The following is a 16,930-nucleotide window of genomic DNA, read 5'->3' on the forward strand; positions in this document are numbered from 1 at the left end:
GGAAGCAGCGCTGGCCGCCCCAAGTGTGCGCACAGGAGCGAGTACTCGCCCCGCCTACTTGTCGTAGACCTCACGCCGGTGGCCAGCGTGAACGATCACCACGGTCAAGACGTCGTCCTGAATGCGATACAGCACGCGGTAATCACCGGTCCGAACGCGCCACTCAGGGCGTCCGGTGAGCTTCTTCGCGGCAGGTGGTCGTGGGTCCTCCGCGAGCAGCTCGACCGCGGCCTGGATGCGACGCTTCGCTTCCGGCGGGAGCTTCTTGATGGCTCTGGCCGCCGCCGGGAGGACCAGGATCTGGTAGCTCACAGAGCGAGGCCGAGGTCACGCTTGACGGCATCCCACGGAATCGGCTCCTCCCCCAGCGCCTCGGTCTCTTCCCACGCAGCGTCCACTGCTCGAATGTCCGCGAGTTCCTCTGCGTCCTCGAGGAGCTGCTGCAACTGGGCGGCGTCGATCACGGCCGCGACGGGCCGGTTCCGCCGAGTCAGGTACACGGGCTCGAGGCGCGCGTCGTCGATGATCGAGGCCAGGCGAGCACGGGCATCGGTGATAGCGATCTGACTCATGGGGACAGCGTACGTCGAATCGAAGAAAACGTACAGAGTGCGCGATAATGCACTGAAAGTTCGAGACCTGGGAAGCGATCTGAGGTTGCCCCTACCCGAGCAGTTCCACACCCGCCTCCGCGACAACCGCCCGCACCTCGTCGAGGTACCGCTGCGCCTACTCGGTGAGGGGGATCGCGGAGTTGAGTGCCTGAATCTAGTCGTTCTCGGCTACGTCGATCGCAATCCTCGTCAGAGCCTCCTCAGCTGGCAGCGCCGCCTGGTCGGCGGGCGACAGCACGTATCGACTGACAGCGACCGGTTGCTTCGAACCGGCCAGTGAGTACTTGACGACCGTTTCGTTCTTGTCCGCCACGAGCAGAATGCCGACAGTGGAGGCATGTAACTCGGGGATCCGCATCTGCTCGTCCACGAGCGCAACGTAGAAGCCGAGTTGTCCGGCGTCACGCGGGTCGAATTTCGTTGTCTTCAACTCGACGACCACGAATCGCACTTGCTGCCAGTTGAAGAACAGCAGGTCCACGTAGAAGTCGTCGCCGTCCACTTCGAAGTGCACTTGCCTGCCGACGAAGGAGAACCCCGAGCCGAGTTCACGGAGCGTCTCTACGACACGAAGCGTGAGCCGCTCCTCAAGTTCGCGCTCGCTCGCGTCCGAGTCGATCGCAAGGAAGTCGAGGGCATACGGATCTTGGTGAGCTGCTGGGCAAGCTCAGAGTCGGCGCGTTTCAGCGCTGACCCGAAGTTGGATGGCGCGGCTCCAGCCCGCTCGTGCAGACGGGCCGCGATCTGGTGTTGCAGAACCGCCCGACTCCACCCATGGTGGGCATCCTGGGCGGCGTACCAGTCGCGAAGGCGTTGGTCGTCGAGCTTGTCCAGGAGCTGGATGGTGTGGCTCCAAGGCAATTGGCCAACAGGCTGTTGGCGAATTCGATCCTCGCTCGACCAGGCTTCCGCGAGCCGACGCGCATACTTCAGGTTCGACTTCGAGAAGCCCTTCATCGTGGGGCACTCGGCGCGAAGATCCGCCGCGAACCGGGCCAGCACACCGCTGCCCCACCGACAAAACCACGCCTCATCGGCGCGATCCGCCAACAGCCTGTTGGCGAATTCCGGAGCACCCCTGACACTCCCCCTACCCGAGCAACTCCACCCCCGACTCCGCGACGACCGCCCGCACTTCCTCGAGGTACCGCTGCGCCTGCTCGGTGAGGGGGATCGCGGAGTGGCCGATCCAGCCGATCTCGATGCGTTCATCCACGTCCAGCGGCACCGCGACGATGCCGGGATCGAGGTCATCACTGATGATGCCGGTCGAGATGGTGTAGCCGTCGAGGCCGATCATGAGGTTGAAGATCGTCGCCCGGTCGGAGACGCGAATCTCCCGTCTGCTCGAGAGGGTCGAGAGGATCTCCTCAGCGAAGTAGAACGAGTTGTTCGCACCCTGGTCGAACGTGAGCCTGGGCAGGTCAGCCAAGTCGTCGAGCGTCGCGCGCTTCCGGGACGCGAGCGGGTTCCGCCGCGAGACGAAGATGTGCGGCTGCGCGAGGAACAGCGGATGGAACACCAGGCCTGAATCCCGCAGCAGCTTGTCGATGACGTTCCCGTTGAAGTCGTTCCGATAGAGGAGACCGAGCTCGCTGCGGAGCGTCCGCACGTCCTCGATGATCTCCCACGTGCGGGTCTCGCGCAGCGAGAACTCGTACTCTGCCGCCCCGGTCGCCTTCACCATCCGCACAAACGCATCCACCGCGAACGAGTAATGCTGCGCCGACACCCCGAGCAGACGCCGCGACGGCGGACGACCCAGATACCGCTGCTCGAGGAGCGCCATCTGCTCGACCACCTGCTTCGCATACCGGAGGAACTCGGTGCCGTCAGTGGTGAGCGAGACGCCGCGCGCCGACCGAACGAGGAGGGCGCGGCCCACGCGCGACTCGAGGTCCTTCATCGCCGCCGACATCGTCGGCTGGGCGACGAAGAGGACGTCAGCGGCGGCGCTGATCGAGCGCTCCGCGGCGACCTCCACGAAGTAGTGGAGCTGCTGCAAGGTCACGCCGTTCGATCGCCGACTCATAGCCCAAAACTATAGTGACGAATAGTTGCGACGGATTACCCGATAGCCGGCGCCCGCCTGCACAATAAATGCATCCACGCCCACAGGCCTGCCGGCCTCACGACTCCCGGATTGGCCTCACATGGCGAACGACATCACGTTCAACATCACCACCACGCGCTTCGACGAGCACTACGCGCCGTCAGACAGCTCCCGCATCACCACGAACTTCGCCAACCTGGCACGCGGCGAGCACCGCCAGCAGAACCTCCGCAACGCGCTCACGATGATCGACCGGCGCTTCAACGACCTCGCCCGCTGGGACAACCCCACCGGCGACCGGTACACGCTCGAGCTCGACATCATCTCCGCCTCGCTGCAGTTCGACGACGACGGCGACGACCGGGAGTTCCCACTCCTCGAGGTCCTCGACATCGGCATCGTCGACCGGCAGACCGGCAAGCGCCACCAGGGCATCGTTGGCAACAACTTCTCCTCCTACCTCCGCGACTACGACTTCAGCGTGCTGCTGCCAGCCGCGAACGCGGGCGGCACCGACTTCACCCTGCCCGACGGTTTCGGCGAGCTGCACGGCAAGCTCTTCCAGCACTTCCTCGACTCCCCCGCCTACCAGCAGCGGTTCCACAAGTCGCCCGTTATCTGCATCAGCGTCTCGACGAGCAAGACGTACACCCGCACCGACAACCACCACCCGGTCCTCGGCGTCGAGTACCGACAGGACGACTACTCGCTGACCGACCAGTACTTCGGCAAGATGGGCCTGCAGGTCCGCTACTTCATGCCGCCAGGCAGCGTCGCGCCCCTCGCCTTCTACTTCCGCGGCGACCTGCTGAGCGACTACTCGCTCCTCGAGCTCACCGGCACGATCAGCACCATGGAAGCGTTCCAGAAGATCTACCGCCCCGAGATCTACAACGCCAACTCAGCCGCCGCGAACGTCTACAGCCCCACGCTCGACCAGCACGACTTCTCCCGCACCGAGATCGGCTACGACCGCGAAGAGCGCAGCCAGCTCGCGAAGACACAGGGCGCGTACACGGCCGAGCACTTCGTGAAGCCGCACGGCGACGTGCTGGATGCGTGGGCCGCCAACTACTCCGTCTCCGCCCGATGACCGACGAAGGATCGACGATCATGAACACCCTCCTCCCCGTTGCCAGCGTTGGCAGCCTGCCCAAGCCGTCGTGGCTCGCGAAGCCCGAGGTCCTCTGGTCTCCCTGGGAGCTCGAGGGCGCAACGCTCGTCGAAGGCAAGCAGGATGCGCTGCGCATCGCCGTGCAGGAACAGCGCCGACGCGGCGTCGACATCATCAGCGACGGCGAGCAGACCCGTCAGCACTTCGTGACGACGTTCATCGAGCACCTCGAGGGCGTCGACTTCGAGAACCGCGAGACGGTCCGCATCCGCGACCGCTACGACGCGAGCGTCCCCACGGTCGTCGGCGCCGTCAGCCGCAAGCAGCCCGTCTTCCTCGACGACGCGAAGTTCCTGCGCGCGCAGACCGACCAGCCCATCAAGTGGGCGCTCCCAGGGCCGATGACGATGATCGACACCCTCTCCGACCGGCACTACAAGAGCCGCGAGAAGCTGGCGTGGGAGTTCGCGACCATCCTCAACCAGGAAGCCAAGGAGCTCGAAGCGGCCGGCGTCGACATCATCCAGTTCGACGAGCCCGCCTTCAACGTCTTCTTCGACGACGTGGCGGACTGGGGAGTCGCAGCCCTCGAGCGCGCGGCAGAGGGCCTGCGCGCCGAGACGGTCGTGCACATCTGCTACGGCTACGGCATCAAGGCCAACAACGACTGGAAGGCGACCCTCGGGGCCGAGTGGCGCCAGTACGAGCGGACGTTCCCGCTCATCCAGAAGTCCTCCATCGACATCGTGTCGCTCGAGAGCCACCACTCCCATGTGCCGACGGACCTCGTCGAGCTCATCCGCGGCAAAAAGGTCATGCTCGGCGCCATCGACGTGGCAAGCGAGCAGATCGAGACGCCGGAGGAGGTCGCCGACACCCTCCGCAAGGCCCTCCAGTTCGTGGATGCAGACAAGCTCATCGCGAGCACGAACTGCGGCATGGCTCCCCTGCCGCGCGACGTCGCCTACGGCAAGCTGAGCGCGCTGACTGCGGGAGCTGCCATCCTCCGCGCGGAGTTGGGCGAGCAGGCCTAACCGCTAGCCCGGGATGAACGCGACGGGGTCGGATGCGGCGGTCAGATGCGACCTAGACGCGCCCGGCCCCAAGGCGTCCGTGCGACGCTTCGAGGTAGCAGTTGCCGCACATCGACTCGTAGCTGACCTCGCCCTGGTCGATCGCGACCTGGCCACCGTCGAACACGAATTCGCCCGCGACGCGGCGGCCGTTGAAGATCGCTTTCCGCCCGCAGCGGCAGATCGTCTTGAGCTCCTCCAGCGAGTGCGCGATCTCGAGCAGCCGCTGGCTGCCGGGGAATGCGATCGTCTGGAAGTCGGTGCGGATGCCGTACGCGAGCACCGGGATGCCGTCGAGCACCGCGATGCGCAGCAGCTCGTCGACCTGCCAGGTCGTCAGGAACTGCGCCTCGTCGACGAGCAGGCATGAGATGGGCTGCCCGTCGGCGACCAGCGCCGCGAGCTGCTCTCGGGGACTGTCCTCGGCACCCACCAGGATCTCGACGCGCCTCGTCATGCCGAGGCGAGAGGCGATCTCGCCCTCAGCCTTCGTGTCCACCGCGGGCTTCGCGAGCACAACCCGGTGCCCGCGCTCCTCGTAGTTGAACGCCGCCTGCAGCAGCGCCGTCGACTTGCCCGAGTTCATCGCCCCGTAGCGGAAGTACAGCTTGGCCATGGTCCTCCTCGTTTCAGGGCTGAGCCCGGTCGATCGTACCCGCCCGCAACGGCATGCGCCCACCCCGCGGCGCCGACGCCGACGTGCGACGTCAGAGCCGCTTGACCATCTCCAGCTCCCGCTTCCGCCGGTTCAGGGGGTACGGAATCGTGGAACCCGTCGCGACGAACCCGCGCCGCTCGTACGCAGCCCGAGCCCGGTCGTTGTCCTCGTGCACGTGCAGCATGAGACCGGATGCGCGCGACGACGCCCACGCCTCGACCTCGCCGAGCAGCGCATCCGTCACCCCCGCCGCCGGGCCCCGGTAGCCCTCCGCCACGTAGACGCTCACGAGCATGGGCCACGGCTCGTCCCTGAAGGAGACGCAGCCCATCGTGCCGACCCAGCTGCCGTCTTCGAGCTCGGCGACGAGCGAGATGCCGTCGGCGGCCGCGCCCCGCGCGCCACGCCTGCGCCACTCCCGCTCATCATGGCCGAACGCCTCCGCGAGGGTTTCCGTGTACGCGATCGGGGTGTCCTTGAGCATCTCGATCCTGATCGCCCGCACCGCCCGCCAGTCGTCTGGCGTCGTCGCACGAATCGTGAACTGAGCTTCGGTCATCGCATGAGCGTACTCGCCGCGCGGCGTTCACCTGCCGCCTCTATCGTCACCTCGACAGCACGGTGGCACGGACGAGGTGAGGCAGCGGATGACGACAGGTGCGGGGCCGAGGAAGATCGGCACGGTCGGCGCGACGGCCATCGGCGTCTCCGCGATGCTCGGCGCCGGAGTCTTCTCCGCCTTCGCCCCGGCGGCACAGGCTGCGGGCGGCTGGCTCCTCCTGAGCCTCGCGATCGCGCTCGCCGTGGCCGCGAGCAACGCCGCCTCGACCGCGCAGCTCGCGCGCCAGCATCCGGGAGCAGGCGGCGTGTACCTCTACGGCCGCGAGCAGCTCGGCGAGTGGCCGGGGTTCCTCGCCGGCTGGGGGTTCGTGATCGGCAAGACGGCGTCGGTCGCCGCCATGGCCATCACCGCCGCCGCCTACCTCGTGCCCGAGCCCTTCGCCCGGCCGGTCGCGCTCGCCGTGCTGCTCGCCGTCACGGCGGCCGGGATGCTCGGCATCACGCGCACCGCAACCGTCGCGACGGTCATCGGCAGCGTGGTGATCGCTGGGCTGATCGGTGTCATGATCGTCGCGCAGGTCTCTCCGCCGATGTTCGGGTCAGCGAGCGGCGACGATGCCCTGTTCTCGGCGCACGGGGTGCTGCAGGGGGCCGGCATCCTGTTCTTCGCTTTCGCCGGTTACGCCCGCGTCGCGACGCTCTCCGAGGAGGTGCGCCATCCAAGGCGCACCGTCCCGCGGGCGATGCTCCTGTCGTTCGTGATCGTGAGCGCCCTGCTGGCCGCACTCGGCTGGGTCCTCCTCACCACGCTCGGTCCAGGCAGACTCGCGCTCACCCCGGCCCCGATCGCGGCGCTCGTCGAAACCCAGCCCGTCGCAGTCGCCGCGGTCAGCGTCCTCGCCGCCGTCTCGTCGATCGGCGCGCTCTCGGCCGTCCTCGCAGGCAGCTCCCGCACCGCCATGGCGATGGGGCGTCGTGGTGACCTCCCTGGTGCGCTGGCGCAGCAGCATCCGTCGGCCGCGGTGCCGAGAGCCGCGGTGCTGGCCGTCGCGGTCGGCGCCGCCCTGCTCATCTGCGTCGGCGACATCCGCGAGGTCATCGGCTTCTCGAGCGCCGGCGTGCTCGTCTACTACCTGGTCGCCAACCTCAGCGCCCTCACGCAGGCGCGGGAGCACCGCAGCGCGCCCCGCGCCGTGTCGCTCTTCGGCGCCTTCGGCTGCGTCGCCCTTGTCGTCACCCTGCCACCGCTCGCCCTGGTGTCTGCCCTCGCGGTCTTCCTCGTCGGCGTCGTCGCGCGCCTCGCGCTTCGGGCGCGACGCGGCTGACCGAGCGCTCGCAGCCACGTGGCGCGTGGCCGCGGTTGCGCCCGCGTGGCGCGTGGCCGCGGCAACGCGTCCGCGCCACAGCGGCTCGCGGCACGAACGGGCTCGACGCGGACAGTCACGGTGACGAGGCGACGAACATCGCCCGCTGAAGCAGCATTTTCGACCTGACGTCACCTTGACTGGCACATGAAGTGTCGACAACGACGCAGACCCACATCACCATGACCCCCTGGCGCGGTGAGAGCTCGAAGGCCCCAGCGCTCCGCACGCCACCGAGGCCGCCCCGCTTGTGCGGGACGGCCTCGGTGGCGTGCGGTGACGGGCCGGGGTGTTGCCCCGGCCGAGGCCCCTAGTGCGCGTTCAGCTCGAGCGCCTTGGCGCTGGCTGACTGCGTCGAGTCTGCGAGCTCCGCCGACGCGTTGACGTCGGTGCCGAGGCTCGGAACGAGTGCCTCCAGCTTCGGCGCCCACTCCGCCTTCTTGTCGGGGTAGCAGCGGCCGAGCAGGTCGATCATGACCGGGACGGCGACGGATGCGCCGGGCGAGGCGCCGAGGAGGCCGGCGATCGAACCGTCCTTCTTCGCGACGACCTCGGTGCCCATCTGCAGGATTCCACCACGCTTCGGGTCCTTCTTCATGACCTGCACGCGCTGACCGGCCGTGATGAGGCGCCAGTCGGCGGCGTTCGCCTCGGGGAAGAACTCCTTGAGCTGCTCGAACTTCTTGTCCTTGCTCGCGAGCACCTGACCGACGAGGTAGGTGACGAGGTCGAAGTTGTCCTTCGCGACGGCGAGCATCGGGATGAGGTTGTGCGGGCGCAGCGACTTGACGAGGTCGAGGTAGCTGCCCGTCTTGAGGTACTTGGGGCTGAAGCCCGCGTACGGCCCGAACATCAGGGCGGGCTTGCCGTCGACGACGCGGGTGTCGAGGTGCGGCACCGACATGGGCGGGGCACCGACCGATGCCTTGCCGTAGACCTTCGCGAGGTGCTTCTCGACCACCGCGGGGTTGTCTGTGCGCAGGAACTGTCCGGAGATCGGGAAGCCGCCGTAGCCCTTGATCTCTTCGATGCCCGACTTCTGGAGGAGCGGGAGCGCCCCACCGCCAGCTCCGACGAACACGAAGCGCGCGCGGGTGACGTTCTTGCGGCCCTTCTGCTCGCCAGCGAGCTGCTGCGTCGCGATCTGCCAGATGCCGTCGCGCTGCTGGCGGAGCGCGATGACCTCCGTGTTGAGGCGCAGCACGGCGCCGCGGTCGACGAGGCCCTGCACGAGCTTGTGGGTGAGCGAGCCGAAGTCGACGTCGGTGCCCGCGGCAACGCGCGTCGCCGCGATCTTCTCGCCTGCCGGTCGGCCTTCGACGAGCGTCGGAGCCCAGGCCTTGATGACCTCCGGGTCGTCCGAGAACTCCATCGTCGAGAAGAGGGGCTCGGTCTTGAGCAGCTCGAAGCGGCGGCGCAGGAAGTCGACGTTCTCTGCCCCTCGCACGAACGTCATGTGCGGCACGGAGTTGATGAAGCCAGACGGCTCGGGCAGCTCGCCGGCCTCGACCAGCGTGGCCCAGAACTGGCGCGACACCTGGAACTGCTCGTTGATCTGGATCGCCTTGGACGCGTCGATGACGCCGTCCTTCTCAGGCGTGTAGTTGAGCTCGCAGAGGGCGGCGTGGCCCGTGCCTGCGTTGTTCCACGGGCTCGAGCTCTCCTGAGCGAGCCCGTCGAGTCGCTCGATGATCTTGATGCTCCACTCGGGCTCGAGCTTCGAGAGCAGCGAGCCGAGGGTGGCACTCATGATGCCCCCGCCGATCAGAACGACGTCGTAGATCTTCTGTGAATCAGTCACCGAATCAGTCTACGACGGGGGCGGATGCGCATCCGCTTCACGTGGGTGGTGCGGCCTGCACATTCGTCCGTTTTTGCTGTTTTCGAATGCCCCACGCCCGAAACAGGGGACGGTCCACACCGACCACGACCGCGAACGCAAAAACGGACGCCCGCGAGGGGCGTCCGTTCTTGTGCGTGCGAGCTCGACGGTTACGCCTTCGCGGCGACGAGCTCCGCGATCTGCACCGCGTTGAGCGCGGCGCCCTTGCGGAGGTTGTCGTTCGAGATGAACAGCGCGAGGCCGCGGTTGCCGTCGACCGACTGGTCCTGGCGGATGCGGCCGACGAGGCTCGGGTCGGCCCCGGCTGCCTGCTGAGGCGTGGGCACGTCGACGAGGGCGACGCCGGGTGCCTGTGCGAGGAGCTCACGGGCGCGGTCGGGCGTGAGCGCCTCGGCGAACTCGGCGTTGATCGACAGGGAGTGGCCGGTGAAGACGGGCACGCGCACGCACGTCCCGCTCACGCGCAGCTCGGGGAGGCCAAGGATCTTGCGGCTCTCGTTGCGCAGCTTCTGCTCTTCGTCGGTCTCTTCCGTGCCGTCGTCGACAACCGAGCCGGCGAGCGGGATGACGTTGAACGCGATGGGCGCGACGTACTTGTCGGGGGCCGGGAACTCGACGGCCGAGCCGTTGTGCACGAGCCCGAGGAGCGCATCCTCGCCCTGGCCGACAGCCGCGACGGCCTGGCCGGAGAGCTCGCGGGCGCCCGCGAGGCCAGAGCCGGACGTGGCCTGGTAGGTCGACACGATGAGGCGCTCGAGGCCAGCGGCCTCGTGCAGCACCTTCAGCACCGGCATGGCGGCCATGGTCGTGCAGTTCGGGTTGGCGATGATGCCCTTGGGGGGCGCGACGATCTCTTCCGGGTTGACCTCGGAGACCACAAGCGGCACCTCGGGGTCGCGGCGCCAGGCGCTCGAGTTGTCGATGACGAGCGCGCCGGCGGCGGCGAAGCGCTCGGCCTGCGCCCGCGACGTGGTGGCTCCGGCGGAGAAGAGGGCGATGTCGATGCCGCTGACATCGGCGACGGCGACGTCTTCGACCGTGATGTCCTCTCCGCGGAACGGGAGGGTCGTGCCGGCCGAGCGGGCCGACGCGAAGAAGCGGATGCTCTCGACTGGGAAGTCGCGCTCCTCGAGGAGGGTGCGCATGACGGCGCCGACCTGGCCCGTCGCGCCGACGACGGCGACGTTCAACTTGGTGCTCATGAGTGCTCTTTTCTGCTCAGCCGCGTCAGCGGCCGGTGCCTGCGTAGACGACTGCCTCGGCGTCGCCGTCGAGGTCGAACGCGGTGTGGATGACGCGGGTGGCCTCGGTGACGAGGTCGGCCTGCGTGATGATCGAGATGCGGATCTCGGAGGTGGAGATCATGTCGATGTTGATGCCGGCATCTTTCAGCGCCGTGAAGAGCTTCGCGGTGACGCCGATGTTGGTGCGCATGCCGGAGCCGACGAGCGAGATCTTGCCGATGTCCTCCGTGAGGCGCAGCGACGCGTAGCCGATCTGCTCGCCCTCCGAGGCGATGGCGTCGAGCACGCGCTGCGCGTCCGCCTTCGGCAGCGTGAACGAGATGTCGGTGACCTTCGTGTCCTGCTCGGACACGTTCTGCACGATCATGTCGATGTTCGCGCCCTGCTCGGCGACGATCGTGAAGATCGCAGCCGCCTTGCCTGGCACGTCAGGGACGCCCGCGATGGTGATCTTGGCCTGGCTCAGGTCGTGGGCGACACCCGCGATCATTGCTGCTTCCACTTCGTACTCCTCTGCCCGATCTGGGTTGTAGACGATGGTGCCCTCGTGGTCCGAGAACGACGAGCGGACGTGGAGCGTGACTCCCTGTCGGCGTGCGTACTCGACGGCGCGGATGTGCAGGACCTTCGCGCCGGAGGCGGCGAGCTCGAGCATCTCCTCGCTGGAGATGTAGTTCAGCTTGTGGGCTTTCGGCACGATGCGCGGGTCGGCGGAGAAGACGCCGTCGACGTCGGTGTAGATCTCGCAGACATCCGCACCGAGGGCGGCCGCGAGTGCGACGGCGGTCGTGTCGGAGCCGCCGCGGCCGAGCGTGGTGATGTCTTTCGAGTCGCGGTTGAAGCCCTGGAAGCCGGCGACGATCGCGATGGCGCCTTCGTCGAGCGCCTCGCGCACACGCACGGGGGTGACGTCGACAATGCGAGCGTCGCCGTGCGTGGAGTCGGTGATCATGCCGGCCTGGCTGCCTGTGTAGCTCCTGGCGTCCATGCCGAGGTCCTTGATGGCCATCGCGAGGAGGGCCATCGAGACGCGCTCGCCGGTCGTGACGAGCATGTCGAACTCGCGTGCATCCGGAATCGTCGCGATCTGGTGTGCCAGGTCGATGAGGTCGTCGGTGGTGTCACCCATCGCGGAGACTGCCACGACGACGTCGTTGCCCGCGTTGCGGGTCTCGACTACTCGGCGGGCCACTCGCTTGATGCTCTCAGCATCCGCGACCGATGATCCGCCGTACTTCTGGACGATCAGACTCACGTGTCTTGTCTCCTCCGGTTCAGGATGCGCGTCGAGCTGTGCCCGCGCGCCACAAGCTCCCATCCTATCCGGCGGGGGCATGCCGTTCCTAGCGCGGGCCGCGTTCGTTTCCGTTGATTGCAGGCCCGTGACCGAGTGGCGACATCCCGGTGGTCGGTGAGGGCGGCGGGTGTCGTGAGCCGGTCAGTCGATGGCGCGGCGTCCGGAGAAGGCGCGGCCGAGGGTGATCTCGTCCGCGTACTCGAGGTCGCCCCCGACGGGGAGGCCGGAGGCGAGCCTCGACACGGGGACGCCGATGCTCGTGAGGAGCCTGCTCAGGTAGGAGGCTGTGGCGTCGCCTTCGAGGTTCGGGTCGGTCGCGACGATGACCTCCTTCACCTCACCGGACTCGAGCCGGGCGAGGAGGGTGCGGATGTTCAGGTCGTCGGGCCCGATGCCCTCCATGGGGTTGATGGCGCCGCCGAGGACGTGGAAGAGCCCGCTGAACTCGCGGGTGCGCTCGATGGCGGCCACGTCCTTCGGCTCCTCGACGACGCAGATGACGGTGCGGTCGCGGCGCGGGTCGCGGCACACGTTGCACTCCGGGCCCTCGCTGACGTTGCCGCAGACGGTGCAGAACTGCACCCGCTCGCGGACGGTCGCGAGGATCTGCGCGAGCCGCGACACATCGAACGACTGCGTCTGCACGATGTGGAACGCGATGCGCTGCGCGGACTTGGGGCCGACGCCTGGCAGCCGACCGAGTTCGTCGATGAGGTCCTGGATGATGCCTTCATACATGGGTCAGAGTCCCCGGCCTTCGGATGATGCTGCAGACACGGCTCAGTAACCGCCGTCTTCAGGTGGTGGTGGTGCGGAGAAGTCGTCTTCGGGTGGCAGCTCGACCGCTTCGGGCTCGGGCACGATGATGTCTTCGCCGATGAAGCGGGCACCGAGTCGCTCGCGCACGATCGCCTCACCGTAGCGCTCGACGCCGGGAATGACGGGCGCGCTCGCGACGCGCTGGGTGCGCTTCGGGGCGGGCGGCGCCGCGGGGGCCTGGGCTTCGTCGGCCGCTGCGGTCGGTGTCGCGACGGGTGTCTCGGCGGGGGCCGAGGCCACGGCGGCTGCAGCTGGCGCGGATGCTGTGGGGGTCCGCGTCGCGGAGGCCACGCCCTGCGCGGTCCCCGACCCCGGGATCGCGGCGGTCGCCCATCCGGAGCCCGGCCCGTCGTCGGGGAGGGCTTCCTGGCCGGGGATCTTCGCGACGGTCCAGTTCAGGCCGCTCGAGGAGCCGGGGGCCGAGGGAGCCGCAGTGGCCTGCCCAGCCTGCGAGGCGGGTGTCTTCGCGTTCGTCGCCGGGGTCACTGCATGGCGCTCACGCTGCGCGGACTGCCCGGTCTGCGGCCGAGGCGCCGTCGCGTCCCCAGACGCTCCCTGCGCGCGGGCCGCGTCGGACTGTTGGCCTCGCGCCGGGTCGGGCTCCGCGGGGGCTGGCGCGGGCTCGTCGGTGCGGTTGGGCGCCTGCGCGCCGCCCGCCCCACTGGTCGCTGCCCCGCCAGGACGCTGCGGCTGGAACTTCACGGTGATGCCGAACATCTCGTTGATCGCGGTGCGGAGCACGGCGCTCGGGGAGTCGGTTGCGCCTCGCTCGCCGCGGAACTGGTCGAGCACGGCGCGGGACGGCACCTCGAAGACGAGCAGGTCGCCGACGAGATCCCGCGGGTGCACGGACTGCGCGACGCTCCACGCGTGGGTGCCGCCGAGGTCGCGCATGCGCTCGAGCAGGGTGGGCCAGGCGTCGCGCAGCTGCGCGAAGACGGGTGGCTCAGCGGATGCGCGTGCCGCCGTGGCGTGCGGGACCGGAGCAGAGTCGGCGGCAGGGCCGGGCGCCGCCTCTGACGCAGGTGCAGGTTCCGGCGCCGATGCGACCTCCGGAGCAGACACAGGTTCCGGTGCTGACGCGACTTCAGGATCCGGGGCGGATCCCGCTGCTGACGAGAGGTCTCGCGCTGACTCGAGTTCGGCAGCTTCGACTTCCGGCGCCGATGCGGTTCCGGATGGCGCCTCGACGTCCGACGCAGGCGCGCCGTCCGAGGCAGAGTCCGAGACGGGCGGGGCGACGGTCTCGTCCTCGGCCGGAGCGTCGGCGTCGGTCGGCGCTTCGCTGCTGCCCGGAGCGAGGACAACCGGTTCGGGCGCAGACACGGTCGGGGCCGGTGCAGGCGTTGCCGGTGCAACTCCGGAGCCGGGAGTCGCCGCGGCCCACGATGCGGCGGCCAGGCGCGCGGCGGAGGCGGTGTCCGGCTCCGCGGCAGAAGGGACCGAAGGAGCCGCCGGAGCGGCGGGAGGCGCTTGGCGCTCACTCGGTACCGAGTCGGCAGCCTGCCCGACACGCGGCGCGCGCGGGGTCTCGGGCTGTCGCTCCGAGGAGGGCTGCGGAGCCGACGCGGGCGCGGGCTCCTGGACGGGCGCGGCAACCTCGGACGCGGGCGCGGGCGCGGAAGCGGAAGCGGAAGCGGACGCGCCAGCCGCGAGTCGCATCGGCGACGTGCCTGGCGCATCCGCCACCGCGAGCAGCGTGCCGCTGTCGATGAAGTCAGCGCGCGACGCGACGAGGATGCGCGCGACGAGCAGCTCGAGGTGGAGCTTCGGCGACGTGACGCCGCTCATCTCGGTGAGCGTCTCGTTGACGAGGTCGGCGATGCCGGTGAGTGCGGCGGGCGAGAACCGGCCGGCCTGCACGCGCAGGGCCTCGACCTCGTCCGCCCCGAGGCCGCGCAGGACCGCACCGGCTCCTGGCCCTGTGGCCTTGGCGACGATGAGGTCGCGCAGACGCTCGAGCAGGTCCTCGACGTAGCGGCGCGGGTCTTGGCCAGACTGGATGACGCGGTCGACGGCCGTGTAGGCCGCTGCCGGGTCAGCATCGGCGAAGGCGTCGATCGACTCGTCGAGCAGCTCCTGGCCCGTGAACCCAAGCAGCGCGGCGGCGCGCTGGTAGCCGAGGAGGCCCGTCTCGGAACCGGCGATGATCTGGTCGAGCAGCGAGAGCGTGTCTCGCGCCGAGCCACCGCCCGCGCGCACGACAAGCGGGAGCACGCCGGGCTCAGCCGTGACGCCCTCGCTCGTGCAGAGCTCTTCCACGTACTCGAGCATGAGGGCCGGCGGGATGAGCCGGAACGGGTAGTGATGCGTGCGCGAGCGGATCGTGCCGATGACTTTCTCGGGCTCAGTCGTCGCGAACACGAAGCGCACGTGCTCCGGCGGCTCCTCGACGACCTTGAGCAGGGCGTTGAAGCCGGCCGAGGTCACCATGTGGGCCTCGTCGATGATGAAGATCTTGTAGCGATCGCGGCTCGGCGTCGAGGATGGCGCGCTCGCGCAGCTCTCGCGCATCCTCGACGCCACCGTGACTCGCGGCGTCGATCTCGAAGACGTCGAGCGAGCCTCCGCCATCGCGCGCCAGTTCGACGCAGCTCTGGCAGACGCCGCACGGGGTGTCGGTCGGCCCCTCGGCGCAGTTCAGGCAGCGGGCGAGGATGCGTGCCGAGCTCGTCTTGCCGCACCCGCGTGGGCCGGAGAAGAGGTAGGCGTGGTTGACGCGACCGGTGCGGAGCGCGGTCATGAGGGGCTCGGTGACCTGCGACTGCCCGATCATCTCGGCGAAGTTCTCAGGCCGATAGCGGCGGTACAGGGCTGTGGCCATGCGCTCCATCGTAGACGGCACCACCGACATCCCGCGTTGTCCCGCCACCACCTGTTGGCGTCGCCGAGATCGCACTGCCCGCAGACCCCATCACTGCCAGCGAAGTGGCCCTTTGCGCGACCCCAACCGACATCGCCGCCAGCCAAGTGGCCCTTCAGGGGACCCCAGAAAGGCCACTTCGCTGGCAGCGATCGCTCCGGTGGGACGAGCATGGGCGACGCGCCAGCCGGGCTCAGGCGATGGCGGCCAGACTCTGGCGCGCGATCTCGAGCTCCTCGTTGGTGGGGACGACCAGCACCTCGATGCGCGATTCGTCGGCCGAGATGCGGCGCGCATCCCGTGACGCCGACTCGTTGCGCTCCGGTGACAGCTTCACGCCCAGCCATTCGAGCCCATCGAGCACCTCGGCGCGCAGCTTGGCGTCGTTCTCGCCGATGCCCGCTGTGAAGACGATCGCGTCGGCGCCGCCGAGCAGCAGCATGTACGCGCCCAGGTAGTGGCGGATGCGGTGCGCGTAGACCGCGAGGCCGAGCTGCGCGCGCTCGTCGCCCGCGTTGGCCTTCTGCCGCACGTCGCGCATGTCACCGGAGCCCGTGAGGCCGAGGAGCCCCGACTTGCGGTTGAGGAGGTCGTCGAGCTGATCGATCGTGTAGCCGCCTCGACGCGACAGGTGCACGAGGACGGCGGGGTCGAGGTCGCCCGTGCGGGTGCCCATGACGAGCCCCTCGAGCGGCGTCATGCCCATGCTCGTCTCGACGGAGCGCCCGCCATCGACCGCGCACATGCTCGCGCCGTTGCCGATGTGGAGCACGATCGTCTTCAGGTCGGCGAGGTCGCGCCCCAGGAAGCGTGCCGTCTCCTCGGACACGAACTTGTGGCTCGTGCCGTGCGCCCCGTACTTGCGCACCCGGTGCTCCTTCGCGACCTCCGCATCCAGCGCATACGACGACGAGGCCTCGCTCATGGTCGTGTGGAACGCGGTGTCGAAGACCGCGACGTGCGGCGTCTGCGCGAACACGTCGCGCGCGCCCATGATGCCCTCGAGGTTCGCGGGGTTGTGGAGCGGAGCGAGCGGGATGAGGTCCTCGATGTCCTGCAGCACCTTGCCGTCGATGACGGCCGCGTCGAAGAAGCGTCGCCCGCCGTGCACGACTCGGTGACCCACGACCACCGGCGGGAACGCGGCGAGGCTCGGCCCGTGCTCCTCGAACCCCTCGAGCATCGCCTCGAAGCCACGAGTGTGGTCGGGGATGTCCGCCTCGCGGGTGAAGGTTGCTCCCCCGGTCTTGTGGGTGACGCTCGCGACGCCCTCGCCGATGCGCTCCACGAGGCCGGACGCGAGCGTCTCCTCGCGGTCCATGTCGATCAGCTGGTACTTGAAGGACGACGAGCCGGAGTTGACGACCAGGACGATGCTCATGGGCACCCTTTCTCGAGACCCGCGGGAAGCGGGCAGAACGTGCGGC

Annotated in this window: 15 protein-coding genes and 1 pseudogene; 3 read left to right on the forward strand and 13 right to left on the reverse strand. The window is 68.7% G+C overall.

Features of this window, described 5'->3' with window-relative positions:
- Positions 1 to 54 precede the first annotated feature (54 nt).
- From ACQFZP_RS07900 to ACQFZP_RS07920, 5 genes are all read right to left on the reverse strand, one after another.
- On the reverse strand, positions 55 to 312 hold the full coding sequence (locus tag ACQFZP_RS07900; RefSeq protein ID WP_104252160.1) for a type II toxin-antitoxin system RelE family toxin: 258 nt from the start codon (positions 310 to 312) through the stop codon (positions 55 to 57).
- On the reverse strand, positions 309 to 572 hold the full coding sequence (locus tag ACQFZP_RS07905; protein WP_104252159.1) for a type II toxin-antitoxin system Phd/YefM family antitoxin: 264 nt from the start codon (positions 570 to 572) through the stop codon (positions 309 to 311). Before ACQFZP_RS07905 ends, ACQFZP_RS07900 begins: the two co-directional genes overlap by 4 nt.
- 196 nt (positions 573 to 768) lie before the next feature.
- A complete protein-coding gene (locus tag ACQFZP_RS07910; RefSeq protein WP_307852826.1) occupies positions 769 to 1,233 on the reverse strand; it encodes a PDDEXK nuclease domain-containing protein in 465 nt (154 codons plus the stop codon).
- A complete protein-coding gene (locus tag ACQFZP_RS07915; protein ID WP_249312328.1) occupies positions 1,176 to 1,571 on the reverse strand; it encodes a DUF1016 N-terminal domain-containing protein in 396 nt (131 codons plus the stop codon). Before ACQFZP_RS07915 ends, ACQFZP_RS07910 begins: the two co-directional genes overlap by 58 nt.
- A gap of 133 nt (positions 1,572 to 1,704) precedes the next feature.
- The gene (locus tag ACQFZP_RS07920) at positions 1,705 to 2,646 is read right to left on the reverse strand and encodes a LysR family transcriptional regulator (protein WP_211890951.1); all 942 of its coding nucleotides are present in this window, start codon (positions 2,644 to 2,646) and stop codon (positions 1,705 to 1,707) included.
- Positions 2,647 to 2,767: 121 nt separating this feature from the next.
- Between ACQFZP_RS07920 and ACQFZP_RS07925 the strand changes: the two genes are divergently transcribed.
- Positions 2,768 to 3,760: a DUF1852 domain-containing protein gene (locus tag ACQFZP_RS07925; RefSeq protein WP_211890952.1), complete on the forward strand. Its 993-nt coding sequence runs from the start codon at positions 2,768 to 2,770 to the stop codon at positions 3,758 to 3,760.
- 20 nt (positions 3,761 to 3,780) lie between these two features.
- Positions 3,781 to 4,815: a methionine synthase gene (locus ACQFZP_RS07930; RefSeq protein ID WP_211890954.1), complete on the forward strand. Its 1,035-nt coding sequence runs from the start codon at positions 3,781 to 3,783 to the stop codon at positions 4,813 to 4,815.
- Positions 4,816 to 4,867: 52 nt separating this feature from the next.
- Here ACQFZP_RS07930 and ACQFZP_RS07935 read toward each other — a convergent pair whose 3' ends face one another.
- Positions 4,868 to 5,470, reverse strand: coding sequence for a thymidine kinase (locus tag ACQFZP_RS07935; RefSeq protein ID WP_104252157.1), 603 nt, complete (start codon positions 5,468 to 5,470; stop codon positions 4,868 to 4,870).
- A gap of 91 nt (positions 5,471 to 5,561) precedes the next feature.
- Positions 5,562 to 6,071, reverse strand: coding sequence for a GNAT family N-acetyltransferase (locus tag ACQFZP_RS07940; protein ID WP_104312887.1), 510 nt, complete (start codon positions 6,069 to 6,071; stop codon positions 5,562 to 5,564).
- Between the two features lie 88 nt (positions 6,072 to 6,159).
- On the opposite strand from ACQFZP_RS07940, the gene ACQFZP_RS07945 reads away from it, so the two are divergent.
- Positions 6,160 to 7,398, forward strand: a complete 1,239-nt coding sequence (locus ACQFZP_RS07945; RefSeq protein ID WP_211890955.1) for an APC family permease — start codon at positions 6,160 to 6,162, stop codon at positions 7,396 to 7,398.
- A gap of 349 nt (positions 7,399 to 7,747) precedes the next feature.
- Here ACQFZP_RS07945 and ACQFZP_RS07950 read toward each other — a convergent pair whose 3' ends face one another.
- From ACQFZP_RS07950 to ACQFZP_RS07975, 6 genes and pseudogenes are all read right to left on the reverse strand, one after another.
- Positions 7,748 to 9,238 carry a malate:quinone oxidoreductase gene (locus ACQFZP_RS07950; protein WP_211890957.1) on the reverse strand — a complete coding sequence of 497 codons (1,491 nt, stop codon included), beginning with the start codon at positions 9,236 to 9,238 and terminating at the stop codon, positions 7,748 to 7,750.
- 191 nt (positions 9,239 to 9,429) lie between these two features.
- Positions 9,430 to 10,482, reverse strand: a complete 1,053-nt coding sequence (locus ACQFZP_RS07955) for an aspartate-semialdehyde dehydrogenase (RefSeq protein WP_104312890.1) — start codon at positions 10,480 to 10,482, stop codon at positions 9,430 to 9,432.
- Positions 10,483 to 10,507: 25 nt separating this feature from the next.
- On the reverse strand, positions 10,508 to 11,779 hold the full coding sequence (locus ACQFZP_RS07960; protein WP_104312891.1) for an aspartate kinase: 1,272 nt from the start codon (positions 11,777 to 11,779) through the stop codon (positions 10,508 to 10,510).
- 183 nt (positions 11,780 to 11,962) lie between these two features.
- Positions 11,963 to 12,559, reverse strand: coding sequence for a recombination mediator RecR (gene recR / locus ACQFZP_RS07965; RefSeq protein ID WP_068476612.1), 597 nt, complete (start codon positions 12,557 to 12,559; stop codon positions 11,963 to 11,965).
- A gap of 1,449 nt (positions 12,560 to 14,008) precedes the next feature.
- Positions 14,009 to 15,464 (reverse strand): annotated as a pseudogene (locus ACQFZP_RS07970) (DNA polymerase III subunit gamma and tau); the annotation flags it as partial.
- A gap of 232 nt (positions 15,465 to 15,696) precedes the next feature.
- On the reverse strand, positions 15,697 to 16,884 hold the full coding sequence (locus ACQFZP_RS07975) for an acetate/propionate family kinase (RefSeq protein ID WP_211890959.1): 1,188 nt from the start codon (positions 16,882 to 16,884) through the stop codon (positions 15,697 to 15,699).
- Positions 16,885 to 16,930: the final 46 nt, after the last annotated feature.

The organism is Pseudoclavibacter sp. Marseille-Q434, from assembly GCF_050315415.1.
GTDB lineage: Bacteria > Actinomycetota > Actinomycetes > Actinomycetales > Microbacteriaceae > Pseudoclavibacter.

Bases quoted from the DNA above. Each gene is read 5' to 3' on its own strand.
- ACQFZP_RS07905 (WP_104252159.1), bottom strand. From the start codon at position 572: ATGAGTCAGATCGCTATCACCGATGCCCGTGCTCGCCTGGCCTCGATC.
- ACQFZP_RS07915 (WP_249312328.1), bottom strand. From the start codon at position 1,571: ATGAAGGGCTTCTCGAAGTCGAACCTGAAGTATGCGCGTCGGCTCGCG.
- ACQFZP_RS07920 (WP_211890951.1), bottom strand. From the start codon at position 2,646: ATGAGTCGGCGATCGAACGGCGTGACCTTGCAGCAGCTCCACTACTTC.
- ACQFZP_RS07925 (WP_211890952.1), top strand. From the start codon at position 2,768: ATGGCGAACGACATCACGTTCAACATCACCACCACGCGCTTCGACGAG.
- ACQFZP_RS07930 (WP_211890954.1), top strand. From the start codon at position 3,781: ATGAACACCCTCCTCCCCGTTGCCAGCGTTGGCAGCCTGCCCAAGCCG.
- ACQFZP_RS07935 (WP_104252157.1), bottom strand. From the start codon at position 5,470: ATGGCCAAGCTGTACTTCCGCTACGGGGCGATGAACTCGGGCAAGTCG.
- ACQFZP_RS07940 (WP_104312887.1), bottom strand. From the start codon at position 6,071: ATGACCGAAGCTCAGTTCACGATTCGTGCGACGACGCCAGACGACTGG.
- ACQFZP_RS07945 (WP_211890955.1), top strand. From the start codon at position 6,160: ATGACGACAGGTGCGGGGCCGAGGAAGATCGGCACGGTCGGCGCGACG.
- ACQFZP_RS07955 (WP_104312890.1), bottom strand. From the start codon at position 10,482: ATGAGCACCAAGTTGAACGTCGCCGTCGTCGGCGCGACGGGCCAGGTC.
- recR (WP_068476612.1), bottom strand. From the start codon at position 12,559: ATGTATGAAGGCATCATCCAGGACCTCATCGACGAACTCGGTCGGCTG.
- ACQFZP_RS07975 (WP_211890959.1), bottom strand. From the start codon at position 16,884: ATGAGCATCGTCCTGGTCGTCAACTCCGGCTCGTCGTCCTTCAAGTAC.